The sequence below is a fragment of the Colwellia sp. KS18-150 genome (genome assembly GCF_057551365.1).
In genome coordinates this window covers 327,460-343,798 of record NZ_BAAJMC010000003.1, presented here as the reverse complement: position 1 = coordinate 343,798, position 16,339 = coordinate 327,460, and the positions used below count along the sequence as shown (strand labels likewise).

Annotated in this window: 17 protein-coding genes; 14 read left to right on the top strand and 3 right to left on the bottom strand. The window is 37.8% G+C overall.

Going from position 1 to position 16,339, the window contains the following annotated elements; all coding sequences use genetic code 11:
• Positions 1-20: 20 nt before the first annotated feature.
• Positions 21-998 carry a tRNA-modifying protein YgfZ gene (ygfZ, locus tag AC27IF_RS07095; RefSeq protein ID WP_487053209.1) on the bottom strand — a complete coding sequence of 326 codons (978 nt, stop codon included), beginning with the start codon at positions 996-998 and terminating at the stop codon, positions 21-23.
• A gap of 150 nt (positions 999-1,148) precedes the next feature.
• Between ygfZ and AC27IF_RS07090 the strand changes: the two genes are divergently transcribed.
• A complete protein-coding gene (locus tag AC27IF_RS07090) occupies positions 1,149-1,418 on the top strand; it encodes an FAD assembly factor SdhE (protein ID WP_487053208.1) in 270 nt (89 codons plus the stop codon).
• Positions 1,360-1,839: a protein YgfX gene (locus tag AC27IF_RS07085; protein WP_487053207.1), complete on the top strand. Its 480-nt coding sequence runs from the start codon at positions 1,360-1,362 to the stop codon at positions 1,837-1,839. Before AC27IF_RS07090 ends, AC27IF_RS07085 begins: the two co-directional genes overlap by 59 nt.
• 40 nt (positions 1,840-1,879) lie before the next feature.
• Here AC27IF_RS07085 and nadB read toward each other — a convergent pair whose 3' ends face one another.
• Positions 1,880-3,469 (bottom strand): L-aspartate oxidase, encoded by a 1,590-nt coding sequence (nadB, locus tag AC27IF_RS07080; protein WP_487053206.1) that lies wholly within the window; start codon positions 3,467-3,469, stop codon positions 1,880-1,882.
• Positions 3,470-3,692: 223 nt separating this feature from the next.
• On the opposite strand from nadB, the gene rpoE reads away from it, so the two are divergent.
• The 12 genes from rpoE to AC27IF_RS07020 all read left to right on the top strand — a co-directional run bounded on the left by rpoE (position 3,693) and on the right by AC27IF_RS07020 (position 13,472).
• On the top strand, positions 3,693-4,271 hold the full coding sequence (gene rpoE, locus AC27IF_RS07075; RefSeq protein ID WP_487053205.1) for an RNA polymerase sigma factor RpoE: 579 nt from the start codon (positions 3,693-3,695) through the stop codon (positions 4,269-4,271).
• 73 nt (positions 4,272-4,344) lie between these two features.
• Entirely contained in the window at positions 4,345-4,971 is a 627-nt protein-coding gene (locus AC27IF_RS07070) for a sigma-E factor negative regulatory protein (RefSeq protein WP_487053203.1), read from the top strand.
• 60 nt (positions 4,972-5,031) lie between these two features.
• Positions 5,032-6,075 (top strand): MucB/RseB C-terminal domain-containing protein, encoded by a 1,044-nt coding sequence (locus AC27IF_RS07065; protein WP_487053201.1) that lies wholly within the window; start codon positions 5,032-5,034, stop codon positions 6,073-6,075.
• Between the two features lie 24 nt (positions 6,076-6,099).
• The gene (locus tag AC27IF_RS07060; RefSeq protein WP_487053199.1) at positions 6,100-6,615 is read left to right on the top strand and encodes a SoxR reducing system RseC family protein; all 516 of its coding nucleotides are present in this window, start codon (positions 6,100-6,102) and stop codon (positions 6,613-6,615) included.
• 109 nt (positions 6,616-6,724) lie between these two features.
• Entirely contained in the window at positions 6,725-8,515 is a 1,791-nt protein-coding gene (gene lepA, locus AC27IF_RS07055; RefSeq protein ID WP_487053198.1) for a translation elongation factor 4, read from the top strand.
• 63 nt (positions 8,516-8,578) lie between these two features.
• Positions 8,579-9,499 carry a signal peptidase I gene (gene lepB, locus AC27IF_RS07050; RefSeq protein WP_487053196.1) on the top strand — a complete coding sequence of 307 codons (921 nt, stop codon included), beginning with the start codon at positions 8,579-8,581 and terminating at the stop codon, positions 9,497-9,499.
• Positions 9,499-10,251 carry a ribonuclease III gene (gene rnc / locus AC27IF_RS07045; RefSeq protein WP_487053194.1) on the top strand — a complete coding sequence of 251 codons (753 nt, stop codon included), beginning with the start codon at positions 9,499-9,501 and terminating at the stop codon, positions 10,249-10,251. The genes lepB and rnc overlap by 1 nt, the downstream gene beginning before the upstream one ends.
• 3 nt (positions 10,252-10,254) lie before the next feature.
• A complete protein-coding gene (gene era, locus AC27IF_RS07040) occupies positions 10,255-11,166 on the top strand; it encodes a GTPase Era (RefSeq protein WP_487053192.1) in 912 nt (303 codons plus the stop codon).
• Between the two features lie 45 nt (positions 11,167-11,211).
• Entirely contained in the window at positions 11,212-11,973 is a 762-nt protein-coding gene (gene recO / locus AC27IF_RS07035) for a DNA repair protein RecO (protein WP_487053191.1), read from the top strand.
• A complete protein-coding gene (pdxJ, locus tag AC27IF_RS07030) occupies positions 11,948-12,685 on the top strand; it encodes a pyridoxine 5'-phosphate synthase (RefSeq protein WP_487053189.1) in 738 nt (245 codons plus the stop codon). Before recO ends, pdxJ begins: the two co-directional genes overlap by 26 nt.
• 1 nt (position 12,686) lies before the next feature.
• Complete coding sequence (gene acpS / locus AC27IF_RS07025) at positions 12,687-13,064, top strand: holo-ACP synthase (RefSeq protein ID WP_487053187.1); 378 nt, start codon at positions 12,687-12,689, stop codon at positions 13,062-13,064.
• A gap of 159 nt (positions 13,065-13,223) precedes the next feature.
• Entirely contained in the window at positions 13,224-13,472 is a 249-nt protein-coding gene (locus AC27IF_RS07020) for a hypothetical protein (protein WP_487053186.1), read from the top strand.
• 26 nt (positions 13,473-13,498) lie between these two features.
• On the opposite strand, the gene barA is transcribed toward AC27IF_RS07020, so the two are convergent.
• Positions 13,499-16,291, bottom strand: a complete 2,793-nt coding sequence (barA, locus tag AC27IF_RS07015) for a two-component sensor histidine kinase BarA (RefSeq protein ID WP_487053185.1) — start codon at positions 16,289-16,291, stop codon at positions 13,499-13,501.
• Positions 16,292-16,339 lie beyond the last annotated feature (48 nt).

The following is a 16,339-nucleotide window of genomic DNA, read 5'->3' as shown; positions in this document are numbered from 1 at the left end:
ATAGCTATGTGAAGCTAGTGTTATTCTGTTATCAGTGAATAAGGCAAAGTTTCAATGGTTACCTTTATCGATGGCTGAGATTTTATTCTTAACGATGTTGTTTCATCAACATCACTACCTAGTACCGCCTGTAGGTAACATTCGCCTTGTTCACTTTGGTAACTAGCTAGGGTATCACCGGCTTTTCTCCAATTATCACCAAGTTGTTTTTCAATAACATCATCACTTGATATTGCTTGAGTTGTCTTCAATGATAGCGAATATAATGCACGTTTGTTTTTACCTAAATATTGCATCCGAGCGACGGTCTCTTGCCCTAAATAACATCCTTTTGTGAAGCTGATACCATTGATAGCCTGTAAGTTCAGCATTTGCGGAACATATTCACCGCTAGTTAGCTCACTGAGTTGCGGGAAGCCCTCATTAATCTCTAACAAATCCCATATCGGCGCAGTGTAAGTACTTAAGTTAAGTTGCCCCATTTTTTCTGCAAGATTGTCTGGGTTATCGATTAATAGATAACGTGCTTGCTTGCCGGCAATATAAACAAGTGTTGTGCCATCGTTATGTACAACGGGAGTTAAACTGTTCGGTACCTCATTGAAGTTTACCTGCAGCAATTCACTTGCTTGTTCACCTACTAAAGCGTAAATCGCTAAATCATCGGTTTGCTTAATTTCTACTTTTGCGAAAACACCAAACTTTTTCAACTCTGTTATTGATGCCGAGATACTAGCTTTGGGCTGTATTAGCAAGTGAGCACCATCGCGATTGATTAACCTAAAGGTGCTAAATACTTTACCTTTAGCGTTACAGTGAGCACCAACAAGTAAGTTATCAGCCGTTGAATTGTTGACATCACAAGTCACTTGACCTTGTAAATAACTACTTTGCTCTTCGCCACTTAAAGAGATGGCACTGTAATGTGTTAATGCAATTAGATAAGTATTTGGTAACTGCTGAAGAGAAGGCAAACTTTTGTCGAAATTTGTAGGCATAAAGGGGACGCTATACTATGGTTGATAGGATGTAGATAGGGATTAATGACATAAAAATCAAGTTTTTCATCAAAAAAACACACATTTAATTGGCGAGTAAACTGGTGTTTTTGTTACAATGGCACTAACTTTATTTTTAGGTAATGTGAAATGTCAGCAGAAGAAAATACTCAACCAACGGTAAATAAGGCAAGGCTAAAATGGGCATGTCGTCGTGGCATGTTAGAGCTAGATGTACTTTTTATCCCTTTTGTTGATGAAGCATATGATGATTTAGCACTAAAAGATCAACGGGTTTTCGAACGCTTATTAACTGAGCAAGATCCAGATTTATTTGCTTGGTTTATGGGGCATAAAACTTGTGAAGACAGTGAACTTAACACCATGGTGCAATTTATACTCAATCGCGTCAAATTATAATATTGTTGTTAAAGCTTCTTGTTATAAACCTCTGATTGCTTGTAGCTTTATCGTGTTTATTGGTTTACTTCTATTAGTCTTCTTTAGTTATTACTATCATCTTGCACTCGCTGTGACTTTACTGGCTGTTATTCTTTTAGGGGTATCATTTCAACAGTTAAGAAATAAACAGCGACGGATTGAATATCAATTTAACATGACAAGCCAAGGTGTTTGTACATTTGATGATAATCGTAATTATCAGTTACAAGCCAGTAGTCGATTAAGTTTCTTAGGATGTTGGTTAAACTTAACAGCGATAACCACTCAGCAATCAGTCGGTAAACATAATCAAAAACAACTGTTTATTTATCGAGATAGTTTAAGTGAGCAAGAACTCTCTCGTTTATCTAGAGTTATAAATAACCTAGCTAGCTCTTGATAATTGTTTATTTAACCTGAGCTCAATTCATGAATTCAGGTTATTTAGGTTTGAGGATGGTTGGCTCAGATTTCTCTAGCATGTCAGGATAGTCCAAAGTGTAGTGTAAACCTCGACTTTCTTTTCTTCTTAAAGCGCAATGAATAATCAATTCTGCTACTTGTACTAAATTTCTCAATTCGAGTAGGTTATTACTCACTTTAAAGTTCTGATAATAATCTTCAATTTCTCGTTGTAATAATTCAACGCGATGCAAAGCACGCTCAAGACGTTTGGTTGTTCTGACAATACCGACATAATCCCACATAAATAAACGCAGCTCATGCCAGTTATGCTGAATAACGACTTCTTCATCTGAGTCAGTCACTCGACTTTCATCCCAGCGAGGTAGGATAGGGAAGGTGTTGTTTTGCATAAGCGTGTCGCTAATTTCAAGTGCAGCTGCACGTGCATAAACTAAGCATTCTAATAGAGAATTACTGGCTAAACGGTTGGCGCCGTGTAAGCCTGTATAAGACATTTCTCCGATGGCATAAAGTTGGTTTACGTCAGTTTTTCCGTGCTGGTCAATCATTACGCCGCCACAGGTATAATGAGCGGCAGGCACAACAGGCATTGGTTGTTTGGTGATATCTATCCCTAAAGCTTTAGTGCGTTGGTAGATAGTAGGGAAATGTTGTTTGATAAAGTCTGCTGGTTTGTGACTAATATCTAGGTACATACAATCAACGCCAAGGCGTTTCATTTCAAAATCTATAGCGCGTGCTACTATATCTCTTGGGGCTAGCTCTGCTCTTTTATCAAAAGCGGGCATAAAACGGCTGCCATCAGGGCGCCTTAATTTAGCCCCTTCACCTCTTAAAGCTTCAGTGAGAAGAAAGTTCCCTGCTTCCGGATGAAATAAACAAGTAGGGTGAAATTGGTTGAACTCCATATTAGCAACACGACAACCTGCTCGCCAAGCCATGGCAATGCCATCACCGCTAGCGACATCAGGATTTGAAGTATATTGATAAACCTTACTTGCACCACCTGTCGCTAAAATTGTTTTTTGGGCGTAAATGCTTTCGACTTTTTCTGTATTTCTGTTCCATAGGTAGGCGCCAATACATTGTTTCTTTGACTCGCTACTCTCATCTGGCTGACAAATAAGATCAATGGCATTATATCGTTCAAATATTCGAATTCTCGAATGCTTTTTAACTCTCTGAGCTAAGGTCGTTTGAATCACTTTACCCGTTGCATCAGCTGAATGTAATATCCTTCTGTGACTATGACCACCTTCTCGAGTCAGATGATACTTTTCTTCACCTTCTTCTTTATCAAACTCAACGCCTTGGGCAATTAACCAGTTTAAGCATGCTTTTGCATTTTCAGCCGTATATTGAACAGCGGGCTCATCACATAATCCAGCACCCGCTATTAAAGTGTCAGAGACATGTGCTTCAATGCTATCATTTTCATCAAATACTGCAGCAATTCCACCTTGGGCATAAAAAGTAGAGCCTTCATTAAGGGGGCCTTTGCTTAGAATGACTACATCGGCATTCTTAGCTAAATGTAAGGCAAGGGTTAAACCAGCGGCGCCACTACCAATAATTAAAACGTCACAATTGTTTTGTTGATTCATATATAAAGGATAATCAGGTATTATAGTGTGATATTAACTTTTATTAACGTTTGAGAATAGAGTTAACAAGAGGATTAAGGCTAAAATTAAAAATAATTAAATTAATTTAGAACTTTTTCAGAAACGTGCAGTCTTAATTGATGCGTTTGTTATGAGCCAAATGTAGTGAATGATTTTATACCGCTAAAAATAAGTGGTGGTATGTATAGGAGATATGGCTCAAATGAGCGAACAGAACGTCGACCAAATATTGGTTGAAAAGGTACAGAAGGGTGATAAAAACGCCTTTAACCTGTTAGTGACAAAATATCAGCATAAAGTGGCCAATTTAGTGTCACGTTATGTCAGCAACAATAGTGATGTGCCAGATATAGTGCAAGAAGCTTTTATTAAAGCTTACCGAGCTTTACCTAATTTTAGAGGGGAAAGCGCATTCTATACTTGGTTATATCGTATCGCTGTAAACTGCGCTAAAAACCATAGTGTTGCACTTGGTAGAAAACCACCAAGTAATGATGTTGAAGTTGAAGACGCTGAATTTTATGATGGTGGTGAGGCATTAAGAGAAAATGCTTCACCTGAAAAAGTTTTACTCACGCAAGAGATTAAAACAGTTATTTTTAAAACGATTGAGCAATTACCCGATGATTTGCGTATTGCGATTAACTTTCGAGAAATTGAAGGTTTGAGTTACGAAGAAATAGCCACCATTATGGATTGCCCAGTAGGTACAGTACGATCTCGAATTTTTAGAGCTCGTGACGCTATCGATAAAAAGATATCGCCTCTGCTACATAGGTAACAGTAAGTAACCTGGTTTAGTGTATTAATATTACGTTTAATAAATTATTTTTTGTGAGTTTAAAGGTTTAAGTATGAGTGAAAGTAAGTTTGAGACAATCTCGTCATTAGTTGATAATTATCGTGTTACTGAGCTTGACTCAGAACAAGCTATTGATGACATGCTCAAGGATGAACACTTATCAGCGACATGGCAGCAATATCACTTGATTGGTGATGTTATCCGCGATGACATTCCACAAACATTACAGTTAGATTTATCTGCACAAATTGCCGAGGCAATTGCTGACGAGCCTAGTATTTTAGCGCCACACAGTGCGAGTAAAACTAATAGCCTACAAAATGGTATTAAAGCTAAAGTTGTTCAATTAATTAAACCATTTGGACAAGTTGCTATTGCCGCTTCAGCTGCAGGCTTAATGATTCTTGGAGTCCAACAAAATACGGCCGATACCAATGAAGTTATTACCCCGACTCAAGTGGTTCAAACTAAACCATTGGGAGGTTTTGCAAACCCGGTCAGTTTTAATTTTCAGCAAAATACTCAATCTCAAAAACAAGCGGTTATTGAACAAAGAATTGAACAACAACGTCGTTTTCAAGCGTTATTATCTGATCATCAGCAACAAGTAAAGTTAAGTGCTGCTAAATCAGACCAACCAAAAGATGCAAAGCAATCATTGGTAGAAAAAGATCAGTAAATAGTGAATAATTAATTTATTCACTTGCTTTGTAGTCATGACTACACTTTTCGAGAAGACATGAAGATTTTTTCTTTAAGGTTTCCCGGTAACTTATCCTTATTATCCTGCTTTGCGTTTGTTTGTTTTAGCTTTCCCGCTATATCAGCTGATGCAGAGCAAGCAAAGTTATCATTAGAACGACTTTCAAAATCGTTACGCCAATTAAACTTTAACACTTCCTTTGTTGTCGTTAAAAATAACCAAGCAGAGCCATATCATTGGTTACATGGTGTTGTTGAACCATCATCAAGCGATGGTAACAATATTCAAAGCGATACCGATACACAAGAGCAAGGTATTGAACTTGAAATACTTGCTCTGTTAAATGGGCCCCGCCGAGATATATTAAGAGTAGGCAATACAGTAAGTTATATCGAACCTGAATACGCGCCTTATTCTATCACTTCAGCGCAAATTAGTGGTCCTATTCCTGCAGTTTTCGGCCGAGATATTAGTATCTTGGAAGATAGCTATCATTTTGTTTCCGTAGGAAAAAGCCGAGTTCTTGGGCGAGCTGCACAATTAATCAGAGTGGTGCCTCAAGATGTCCATCGATATGGTTACTGGCTTTGGTTAGATCAAGATAGTGGCTTAATGCTTAAACTAGCCGTGATTACACGCAAAGGTAAGTTGCTTGAACAGATTCAATTTACGCATCTCGATATAACCGATACTTTGTCTGATAATTTAAAACAGCTTTACGTAACTGAACTACCGAATATTATTGAGCTTTCTCCGCAGCAAGATGATGCTGAATTGTCATGGCAGGTGAATTGGTTACCTGATGGCTTTCAAGAAGTTAAGTCAGACAGGCATAGAATTAACAGTAGTAAACAAGCCGTTGAGTTTATGCTTTTTAATGATGGCTTAATTGATATTTCTGTGTATGTTAATCCAAGCAAAGAAAAACAAAGAGCCATTGAATATGCAAGTGATGGCGCAACCCTTGTGTTGAATCAAGTGGTCAATAATATTGAAGTAAGTGTTGTTGGAAAGATCCCTTTAGCGACCGCGAAAGAAATTGTTAGCTCGGTTAGCTTCGCGCGTAAATCGCCTAAGTAATATGTCGTTGCAAGGTAAGTGTTAATGGAAGAGTTAGCAGAAGTAGTTGCTATAGAACATGCTCAAATTAGCTTAGTGAGCCAAGTAAAATCGACTTGTAGCAGCTGCAAGCAAGTTGATTCTTGCGCTAGTGGACAAATTGCTAAAGCTATTCCTCATAAAACGTTGTCATTTACTCTACCTTACCCGCAGTCCCTCGCAAATGGTTTAAATCATGACGTGCCTATCGAAATTGGTGATTGTGTCATATTAATGTTGCCTGAAGTGAATGTACTAAAAAGCGCTTGGCAAGTTTATTTATCGCCACTGTTAGGCTTATTTTCTTTTTCTGCCCTTGGTCAATTTTTATTGAACCAAGACGTATTAACTCATGAGTTACAAGCACTATTATTTGGCATTGTTGGTGGCTATTTAGGGTTTAGATTGGCTAAATACTGGCAAAGTAATCCCAATGAGGTTGCTAAACTTCAACCTGAAATAATTCGTGTTTTACCTAAAAATGCTCAAAGTGTCACAGTTGAAAATATAAAACTCAGCTAGCGTTGTAAAATTCTGAACAAAAGATAGCCCCAGCGAGCTAAATTCGTTAAAATTACGCCATTCCCGACTTATTCGCTATCGTTGTAGCTTTTTATTTGAACTCCCATTTATGAAAAACATTCGAAATTTCTCAATAATTGCCCACATTGACCATGGTAAATCTACCTTATCAGATCGCTTAATTCAGCATTGTGGTGGTTTACAAGACCGTGAAATGGAAGCACAAGTGCTTGATTCAATGGATCTTGAACGTGAACGTGGTATCACTATTAAATCGCAAAGTGTTACTTTAGATTATAAAGCTAAAAACGGTGAAACGTATCAATTAAACTTTATCGATACACCAGGGCATGTCGATTTTTCTTATGAAGTTTCGCGCTCGCTAGCGTCGTGTGAAGGGGCGTTACTTGTTGTTGATGCCGGTCAAGGGGTTGAGGCACAAACCGTTGCAAACTGTTATACCGCCATTGAAATGGATCTTGAAGTCTTACCTATTTTAAACAAAATTGATTTACCACAGGCAGATCCAGAACGAGTCAGTGAAGAAATTGAACATATTATTGGTATTGAAGCTACAGATGCAGTGACTTGTTCAGCAAAAACCGGCATTGGTATCGATGATGTATTAGAAACGATTGTTGAAAATATTCCCGCACCAGAAGGTGATCCTAATGCAAACCTACAAGCGCTTATTGTTGATTCTTGGTTTGATAATTACCAAGGGGTCGTTTCGCTAGTTCGAGTTATGAATGGTGAAGTAAAACGTGGCGATAAGATGTTGGTGATGTCTACAGGACAAGTTCATCAAATAGATAAAGTGGGTATCTTTACACCGAAGCAAACTGAGACAGGCGTATTACGCGCGGGTGAAGTTGGCTTTATTATTGCGGGCATTAAAGAAATTCATGGTGCACCAGTAGGTGATACCATCACCATCAGTAAGAAAGAAACTGCTGAGCCGCTTGCTGGCTTTAAAAAAGCTCAACCACAAGTCTATGCAGGTATATTTCCTATTAGCTCGGATGATTATGAAAACTTCCGTGATGCCTTAAATAAATTGAGCTTGAATGATGCATCGCTCTTTTTCGAGCCAGAAAACTCATCTGCTTTAGGTTTCGGTTTTAGAATTGGTTTCCTCGGTATGCTACATATGGAAATTATTCAAGAGCGCTTGGCTCGTGAATATGATCTAGATTTGATTACCACAGCACCGACAGTAAACTATGAAATTGCTTGTACAAGTGGCGAAGTGTTATCTATCGATAACCCTGCTGATTTACCGGCAATAAACAGCATCGATGAAATTCGTGAGCCGATAGTACAAGCCAATATTTTAGTACCACAAGAATATTTAGGTAGCGTTATTACCTTATGTATTGAAAAACGTGGTGTTCAAAAAGATCTTATTTATCATGGTAACCAAGTTGCGGTGACGTATGAGTTACCTATGGCTGAAGTGGTAATGGACTTTTTTGATAAATTAAAGTCAACCAGTCGCGGTTATGCTTCGCTTGATTATCACTTCTTACGTTTTGAAGCGGCGGATATGGTACGTGTTGATGTCATGATTAATGGTGATAGAGTAGATGCTTTAGCGATGATCACCCACAGAAGTAATTCTGTATCACGAGGTCGTTTATTGGTTGATAAACTGAAAGAGCTTATTCATCGTCAAATGTTTGATATCGCTATTCAGGCGGCAATTGGCAATAACGTTATCGCACGAACAACCGTTAAGCAACTGCGTAAAAACGTAACGGCTAAGTGTTATGGCGGCGATATAAGTCGTAAGAAAAAGCTTTTACAAAAGCAAAAAGAAGGTAAGAAACGCATGAAACAAGTGGGTAATGTTGAAGTACCACAAGAAGCGTTTTTAGCTGTATTGAAGCTCGAAAAGTAAAAACAAAAAAATTAAGTCAGTTACCTAGGTCACTGGCGAGTAAATCATAATATTAGGACAAATATGGCAGTTTATTTTTCAATTATTTTAGTAATAATTACCCTTATCACTGGACTTGTTTGGCTTGCAGATAAATTTTATCTAGCGCCTCAACGAAAATTAAATGCCATTGCCGCACAAGAGCAAAGTGCCGTTGAGTTAACGAAAGAAACATTAGCAACCTTGACTGAGCCTTCGCCGATGGTTGACACTTCGGTGCAAATATTTCCTGTTATCGCCTTTGTCTTAATTTTACGATCCTTTATTTATGAGCCGTTTCAAATACCCTCGGGCTCAATGATGCCGACTTTACTCGACGGTGATTTTATTTTGGTTAATAAATTTAATTACGGTTTAAGAGATCCTGTCGCACGTCATAAATTTTTTGAAGTTGGATTACCCGAACGTGGTGATGTAGTGGTATTTAAATACCCACAAGATCCTCGTATAGATTACATAAAACGTGTCATTGGCTTACCTGGTGATAGAGTTATCTACAAAAATAAATCTTTATATATTAAACCAGCATGTAAAGAGTCGGATACAAAGTGTCCAGAGTTTACCCAAGTGGTAAATACCTTTACAAATAAATATCAAGGACCTGATGCTCAAGAAGGTATGAATCAATTTTCAGTTTCAATGCTAGACAGAAACCACAACATTTTAAATGATCAATATACCTTGCCTAGAAGTAACCATTACTTCCAACAAGCTGGTACCGCAAAAGATGAGTTTTTAGTTCCTGCCGGTCATTATTTTGTGATGGGAGATAACCGTGACAATTCATTAGATGGTCGATTTTGGGGGTTTGTACCTGAAGAAAACCTTGTTGGTGAAGCTGTTGCTATCTGGATGAGTTTTGATTTCAATCGCACAGATGATAGCTTTTTACCTAAATGGGTACCGAGTAACGTTCGTTTTGAACGTATTGGCGCTATTAAGTAATGGCATTGCATGTTAAAGCTAATAAAGAGCAAGCAATTGCACGCTTATCGAAAAGTATTGGCTATAACTTTAAAGAGCCAAACCTACTAACTCAAGCAATAACACATCGAAGTGCCAAAGGTCAGCATAACGAAAGACTGGAATTTTTAGGCGACTCAATTTTAGGCTTTGTTATTGCTGAAGCATTATTTGAAAAATTTCCTCAACACGATGAGGGCGATTTAACACGTATGCGCTCTAGCTTAGTCAAAGGTGTAACTTTAGCTGAAATTGGCCGTGATTTTAATTTAGGTGAGTTCCTTATTTTAGGCCCTGGTGAGCTTAAAAGTGGCGGCCACCGTCGTGAATCTATTTTAGAAGATGCGATAGAAGCCATTATTGGTGCTGTTTATTTGGACTCCGATATCTCTGTCTGTAAAACGTTAATTTTAACTTGGTTCGCGACTCGATTAGGTGAAATTAAGCCGGGTAATGAACAAAAAGATCCTAAAACGCGATTACAAGAATATTTACAAGGTAGAAAAATTCCACTGCCAGCCTACGAGGTTATTGATACAACGGGTCAATCTCATAATCAACAATTTACAGTGCGTTGCATTACATCTGTTATCGATAGTGAAGTTATAGCCAAAGGTACAAGTAGACGAAAAGCTGAGCAAGAAGCAGCTCAGCAAGTACTGGCTATAATTGATAAGGCTAACGCTCATAAAAAAGCTAGCAAACAAAACATGCGTGCTAGTAAAGGTAAATAGATAATGAAAAATGAAACAACTCATGCAGGGCTGATTGCAATCGTAGGTAGACCAAATGTTGGTAAATCTACCCTACTAAATGCCTTACTTGGCCAAAAAATTAGTATCACCTCACGTAAACCCCAAACGACAAGACATCGTATATTAGGTATTTTAACTGAAGCTAATAAACAGGCTATTTTGGTGGATACTCCTGGTTTACACACTGAAGAAAAACGTGCCATTAATCGTTTAATGAATCGTGCTGCAGCAAGCTCAATTGCTGAAGTGGAACTGATCGTTTTTTTAGTCGAAGGCACTCATTGGACAGCTGATGATGAGCTGGTATTAAACAAGGTTAAAAAGAGTGGTTCAGCTTGCATATTGGTCGTTAATAAGATTGATAACATAGCTGACAAAGATGATTTATTACCGCATCTACAAAAACTTGGCGCTATGCATGAATTTACTGATATCGTACCTATTTCAGCCAGCAAAGGTAATGGTGTTGATACAATAGCTAAGCTTTGTTTAGATAGTTTACCAGAAAGTGACTTTTGGTTTCCTGAAGATCATATTACTGATCGTTCAAGCAGATTTATGGCTTCAGAAATAATCCGAGAGAAACTTATACGTTTTACCGGCGATGAACTACCTTACTCAACAACCGTAGAAATTGAACAATTTAAAATGGATGCAAAAGGTGTTATTCATATAAATGCGCTTGTTTTGGTTGAACGAGATAGTCAAAAACGTATGGTTATTGGCAATAAAGGCGAACGTTTAAAAACGATAGGCCAAGAAGCTAGACGTGATATGGAAAACTTATTTGATAGTAAAGTGTTTTTAGAAACTTGGGTTAAAGTGAAGTCTGGTTGGGCAGATGATGAAAGAGCACTACGTAGTCTAGGGTATGGCGATGATTACTCTGGTTAAACTTACTTTTGGAAGTTTGTCTGCGCTTACATAAGTGCCTAAACAATGTCAAATAAACTTCTAGAGCAAAATGCCTTTGTACTTCATTCAAGGCCATTTCAAGAAAATCAGCAGCTGGTAGAGTTATTCACAGAGCATGCTGGCAAAGTGAGTGCTCTTGTTTATGTTGGGCAATCTAAACGCTCTATTAAAAAAGGGGTTATTCAACCTTTTTTACCTTTAAAAGTGATTTTTAAAGGGCAAGATGATCGTTTAAAACGGATCACCAATATTGAAACAAATGCGAAATCTTATCACTTAACAAAGCATTATTTATTTAGTGCTTTTTATATTAACGAGTTATTAGTACGTTTATTAAATGATGATATTCTGTGCGAATCGTTATTCTCTCAATACAAAACGACATTATCCTGCTTATCTCAAAGTCAGCCTATTGCACCACAATTAAGACAATTTGAAATAAGTTTATTAGAAGAATTAGGTTTATCATTTGATTTTAGCCCGATATTTAATGAAAATAACGACAATATTGTTGGTTTTTATTATCTGGCGGAGCAAGGCTTTATGCCTGCGTATAAGTATTCAGTAAACACCATTACGACACCCTATTATACTATTGAGCATTTACAAGCTATTGCAGAATTCGTCCATCACGGACAAGTAATAGAAAATCCACAGGTTGAGTTAACATTTAAGTTGTTAATGCGAGACGTGATTAATCATTTACTTGAAGGTAAACCACTAAATAGTCGTAAATTATTTAAAAATACAAGAGACAAAAATGAAAGAAATATTACTAGGCGTTAATGTTGATCATATAGCTACTTTACGTCAGGCTCGCGGCACTGATTATCCTGATCCTGTTTATGCAGCAAGTGTTGCGGAGCATGCGGGAGCTGACGGTATTACAGTGCATTTACGTGAAGATAGAAGACATATACAAGACAGAGACATATATGTACTAAAGCAAACTTTGCACTCCCGCATGAATTTTGAAATGGCTGTGACAGATGAAATGGTGGCAATTGCTTGTGATGTTAAGCCCGAATTTTGCTGCTTGGTTCCTGAAAAACGCGAAGAACTTACAACAGAAGGCGGTTTAGATGTTATTGGTCAATTAGAGAAAATAACTGATGCAGTTAACAAGTTAAATGCTGTTGGTACGCAAGTTAGTTTGTTTATTGATGCAGATAAAGCTCAAATTGATGCAGCATTAGCAAGTGGTGCCCCTTACATCGAAATTCATACTGGTCATTATGCTGATTTAAGCACAGAGCAGGAACAACAAGCTGAGTTACAACGTTTAACTGACGGTATTAAGTACGCTCACAATATAGGCCTTAAAGTTAATGCTGGTCACGGGTTAAATTACTTTAATGTTAAACCAATAGCTGCCATTGAAGAAATTATTGAGCTTAATATTGGTCATGCCATTATCGCTCGAGCTGCAATTGATGGGCTAGATAAAGCTGTACGAGATATGAAAGCGCTAATGAACGAAGCAAGAAGCGGCCGATAAAATGTCTATTGTTGGTATCGGAACCGATATTATAGAAATATGCCGTATCGCAAAGATGGCTGAGAATACTAGACATCGTTTAGCACAAAGGGTGCTAACTCCTGTGGAGTATCAATATTATGAGCAATGTAAGCATCCTGAACGCTATCTAGCTAAACGTTGGGCAGGAAAGGAAGCTACAGCCAAAGCATTAGGAACAGGTATTGCTGAAGGGGTTTCATTTCAGCATATCACTATCAAATCTTTAGCAAGCGGTCAGCCAACATTAATACTCACTGAGCAGGCGTTAGCTGTTGCTAAAGCAATGAATGCCAGTCATTGGCATATTTCTCTTGCAGATGAAAAAGAATATGCTACCGCTTTTGTAACACTTTCATAGCGTTATCTAGGTGTTGAGTTTAAGGTAGCCTCAGCCATGGTTATTTTTTCTTTTGTTGTATTAATTTTGTACTACACTTAAATTAGAGTCGTTGCCTGTCAATGGCTCTAACTTTGTTATGTAACTCAAACAATGGACTGTGAGTAGGAGTAGGCAATAATGCAAGCACAAGAGAAACCTATGTTGGAAAGGCGACAGATTGCGCCTGAGCAATCAATTTGGTGGAATAAATTATCTTTGGCACAGAAATTTTCAGCTAGCAGCTTAGGTAAGTTTGGTTACGAACTGTCATTTGTTCGTAATGAAAATGGGCATAGCATGGCTGTCTTAACCTGTAGTTCAGGTGTTGCCGTTATAACGGAAGACGGTGATATTAACACCTCGCCAAATATAAATATTCGAGATTAGCTCCATAGCAGCAGTAGTAACTGCTGCTATGACATTTCTTCGTCTACTTTGTCCAATATTTTTGGCGCAGCAGCTAATACTTGTTCTATATGTTCAAAAAGCTCTAAAAATTCTGGCTCTAAATTATCCAAGTGCACTTCATTTTTTAACTGCGTTTCAAGCTGCTGGCAAATGTGGTGCAAGTTGGGGGCTCCGGTATAACAACATGAACCATTAAGTTTATGTATTAAACGCTTCAATTGACTTGTATCTTCCTTAACGAGCGCTTTACTAATCTTTTCATGATTAGCAGTTAAGTGTTCAACCAGACCTAATAGCATTTCTTTTGCTAACCCGACTTTTCCACCTGTACGTTCAAGTGCTAATGTCCAATCAATAATGCTCGCTTGCTCTTTCTCCTTATTAGGAGAGATTAAGCTAGGTAAATTACTATCCTCAAAGTAAGAGGAGTTGGTGAAATCACAGTACTCATAAATAATATGATTTAACATTGTTTCATCAATAGGTTTGGTCATGTAGGCATTGAAGCCTTGCTGCTGCATTTTTTCTTTTTCACCATTTAAAGCATGGGCAGTAACAGCTATGATAGGTGTTTTCCTATTGATGGTTTCACTTTTAATTGCTTTAAGTGTACTGATCCCGTCCATAACCGGCATCTGAATGTCCATGAAAATTAAAGCAAAAGTTTCACGTTTACATATCTCTAATGCTTTTAATCCGTCTTCCGCAAGTGTGACGTCTGCAACTTGTTCAAGTAAAAGGGCATTGATCAATTTTAAATTAGCTTCATTATCATCAACGGCTAACACTTTTATTGGTAGGATTTTTTTATTCGTTTTAGGCTGATTATGCTGTTTGGCGAGTAAGGCAAAGTTAAGTTTATTAGCCGTTACTGGTTTACTTAAGCAGCTTAATGCTCCATTTGAAGTTAAAGCGTCTTGTAAACTAGGTGAGTTACTATTAATGGCTAAATGAATTTTTTCGATGTGCGGTTTGAGTTGTGTAATCGTTTTCTTTAATTCACTCAATGCTGTTGCAGCGTTATCATGACCAATGAGTGCAAATTCAAACGATTCGTTAGCAGCATTTTTTTCAGTGATTGCTTGATTTAGCTCGGTCAAGTTATCAACACTCGTCACTTGCATTTGCCAACTTGTCAAAATAGCACTGGTCGATACTCTTGTATGCTCATGCGGCTCAAAGTATAAGATACTCTTATCGGCTAATTGATGAGTATCAAGTTCATTATTTAGTGGTAGTGAATTGACCCCACACTCAAAATTAAACCAAAAAGTTGAGCCGAGGTTAGCATTACTTTTAAAACCGATATCGCCTTTCATTTCAAAAGCAAGTCGTTGGCAAATGACTAAACCTAAGCCCGTACCACCGTATAAACGGGTAATGCTTTGATCAGCTTGAGCAAAGGCTTTAAAGATAGTTTGTTGTTGTTCGGTATTCATGCCAATCCCCGTATCTGTTACGGTGATCTCAATTGCTGCTCTTTTGGCAGATATTATCTTGTAATTTATATCAATAACTACAGAGCCTTTCTCGGTAAACTTAATAGCGTTGCTGACTAAGTTACTCATGATCTGTTTGATACGCATAGCATCCCCAAGTAAAGAGTCAGGAATTGCCTGTTCAATATTAATGGAAAGCTCAATATTCTTTTTATGAGCGCTAGGGGCTAATAATACTAAACTATCATCAATTGCTTCTCTTAAAGAAAATGGAATACTTTCAATTACCATTTTACCCGCTTCAAGCTTAGAGAAGTCGAGTATGTCATTAATAATAGCTAGTAAATTATTTGCTGATCTATCAATAGTTTGCAAATAATCGCGTTGTGGCTCACTTAAAGGGGTTTTCAATACTTGGCGGGTAAAACCGATAACTCCATTTAAAGGTGTTCGTAGTTCATGGCTCATGTTCGCTAAGAATTCAGATTTTATCTTATTCGCTTCTTGTGCTTTTTTCTTCGCAATACTTAATTCAACGTTCTGAATTTCAAATTGCTCCAAGCTTTCCCGTAAATCTATTGTCGCTTGATCTATACTGCCTTGCATCTCATGTTGATAATTTCCTAATGACTGTGCCATGGTATTAATACCATTTTTAAGAAAGTTTAGTTCACCTATTAGTTGGCCGCTGACACGGCTTTCTAGTTTACCTTCCCGGATCCTATCAATAGCTTGCACCATAGAGTTTACAGGTTTAGCGACATTTCCAATGAGTTTCATTGCAAAAATTCCACTCATGAATGACCCTAAGAATGCCATGGTGAAGGCAATTAAATATTGGCTTTGCTGCTTAAATTTCAAGTTGCTTTGATCAACTTGAATGGCTATATAGCCAAGAATAAATGAACCAGCTATATTGTTGTTTTGTTTAGCATTAATAGCTGATTCATCAACAATGGGGCTGCGATAAATGATAAAGTCATTGATCGTTTCTGACTGAGTAAAGCTAGGTAGTTTTTCGCCAGCCTTTAAACGCATAGTATTCGTATCACCATGGTATGCGCTAGTGACGAAAACTTGATTATCTAGTGTAAATACGGCGATGCTTTTAATGATGCTTGATTGGCTTCGATGAGCGAAACTTATGATACGACGAAGTTGCTCTCTATCATTGTTAAGTAGGGGAGCAGTACCCGCAATAGCCAGTGGCTCTATAATGCTTTGAGCCCTAACATTTAGCACCTCACTCATTTCGGCATTTCGACTATACGAAAAATAGCCTGCAAGACCAAAACCAATGAAGGCGGTTGGCACAATTGTCAGTAATATAACCCAGTCTTTAAGACTTATTTTATACATTGCTTGTGAACTATCCCTATTACTTTTTAAGAGAACTGATGGGGGAAC

What these genes read in the sequence shown, in the direction of transcription:
- nadB (WP_487053206.1), bottom strand. Translation starts at nt 3,469, where the DNA reads ATGAATCAACAAAACAATTGTGACGTTTTAATTATTGGTAGTGGCGCC.
- AC27IF_RS07060 (WP_487053199.1), top strand. Translation starts at nt 6,100, where the DNA reads ATGGAAGAGTTAGCAGAAGTAGTTGCTATAGAACATGCTCAAATTAGC.
- AC27IF_RS07020 (WP_487053186.1), top strand. Translation starts at nt 13,224, where the DNA reads ATGCAAGCACAAGAGAAACCTATGTTGGAAAGGCGACAGATTGCGCCT.
- ygfZ (WP_487053209.1), bottom strand. Translation starts at nt 998, where the DNA reads ATGCCTACAAATTTCGACAAAAGTTTGCCTTCTCTTCAGCAGTTACCA.
- era (WP_487053192.1), top strand. Translation starts at nt 10,255, where the DNA reads ATGAAAAATGAAACAACTCATGCAGGGCTGATTGCAATCGTAGGTAGA.
- AC27IF_RS07090 (WP_487053208.1), top strand. Translation starts at nt 1,149, where the DNA reads ATGTCAGCAGAAGAAAATACTCAACCAACGGTAAATAAGGCAAGGCTA.
- recO (WP_487053191.1), top strand. Translation starts at nt 11,212, where the DNA reads ATGTCAAATAAACTTCTAGAGCAAAATGCCTTTGTACTTCATTCAAGG.
- lepB (WP_487053196.1), top strand. Translation starts at nt 8,579, where the DNA reads ATGGCAGTTTATTTTTCAATTATTTTAGTAATAATTACCCTTATCACT.
- rnc (WP_487053194.1), top strand. Translation starts at nt 9,499, where the DNA reads ATGGCATTGCATGTTAAAGCTAATAAAGAGCAAGCAATTGCACGCTTA.
- AC27IF_RS07065 (WP_487053201.1), top strand. Translation starts at nt 5,032, where the DNA reads ATGAAGATTTTTTCTTTAAGGTTTCCCGGTAACTTATCCTTATTATCC.
- barA (WP_487053185.1), bottom strand. Translation starts at nt 16,291, where the DNA reads ATGTATAAAATAAGTCTTAAAGACTGGGTTATATTACTGACAATTGTG.
- pdxJ (WP_487053189.1), top strand. Translation starts at nt 11,948, where the DNA reads ATGAAAGAAATATTACTAGGCGTTAATGTTGATCATATAGCTACTTTA.
- lepA (WP_487053198.1), top strand. Translation starts at nt 6,725, where the DNA reads ATGAAAAACATTCGAAATTTCTCAATAATTGCCCACATTGACCATGGT.
- acpS (WP_487053187.1), top strand. Translation starts at nt 12,687, where the DNA reads ATGTCTATTGTTGGTATCGGAACCGATATTATAGAAATATGCCGTATC.
- AC27IF_RS07070 (WP_487053203.1), top strand. Translation starts at nt 4,345, where the DNA reads ATGAGTGAAAGTAAGTTTGAGACAATCTCGTCATTAGTTGATAATTAT.
- rpoE (WP_487053205.1), top strand. Translation starts at nt 3,693, where the DNA reads ATGAGCGAACAGAACGTCGACCAAATATTGGTTGAAAAGGTACAGAAG.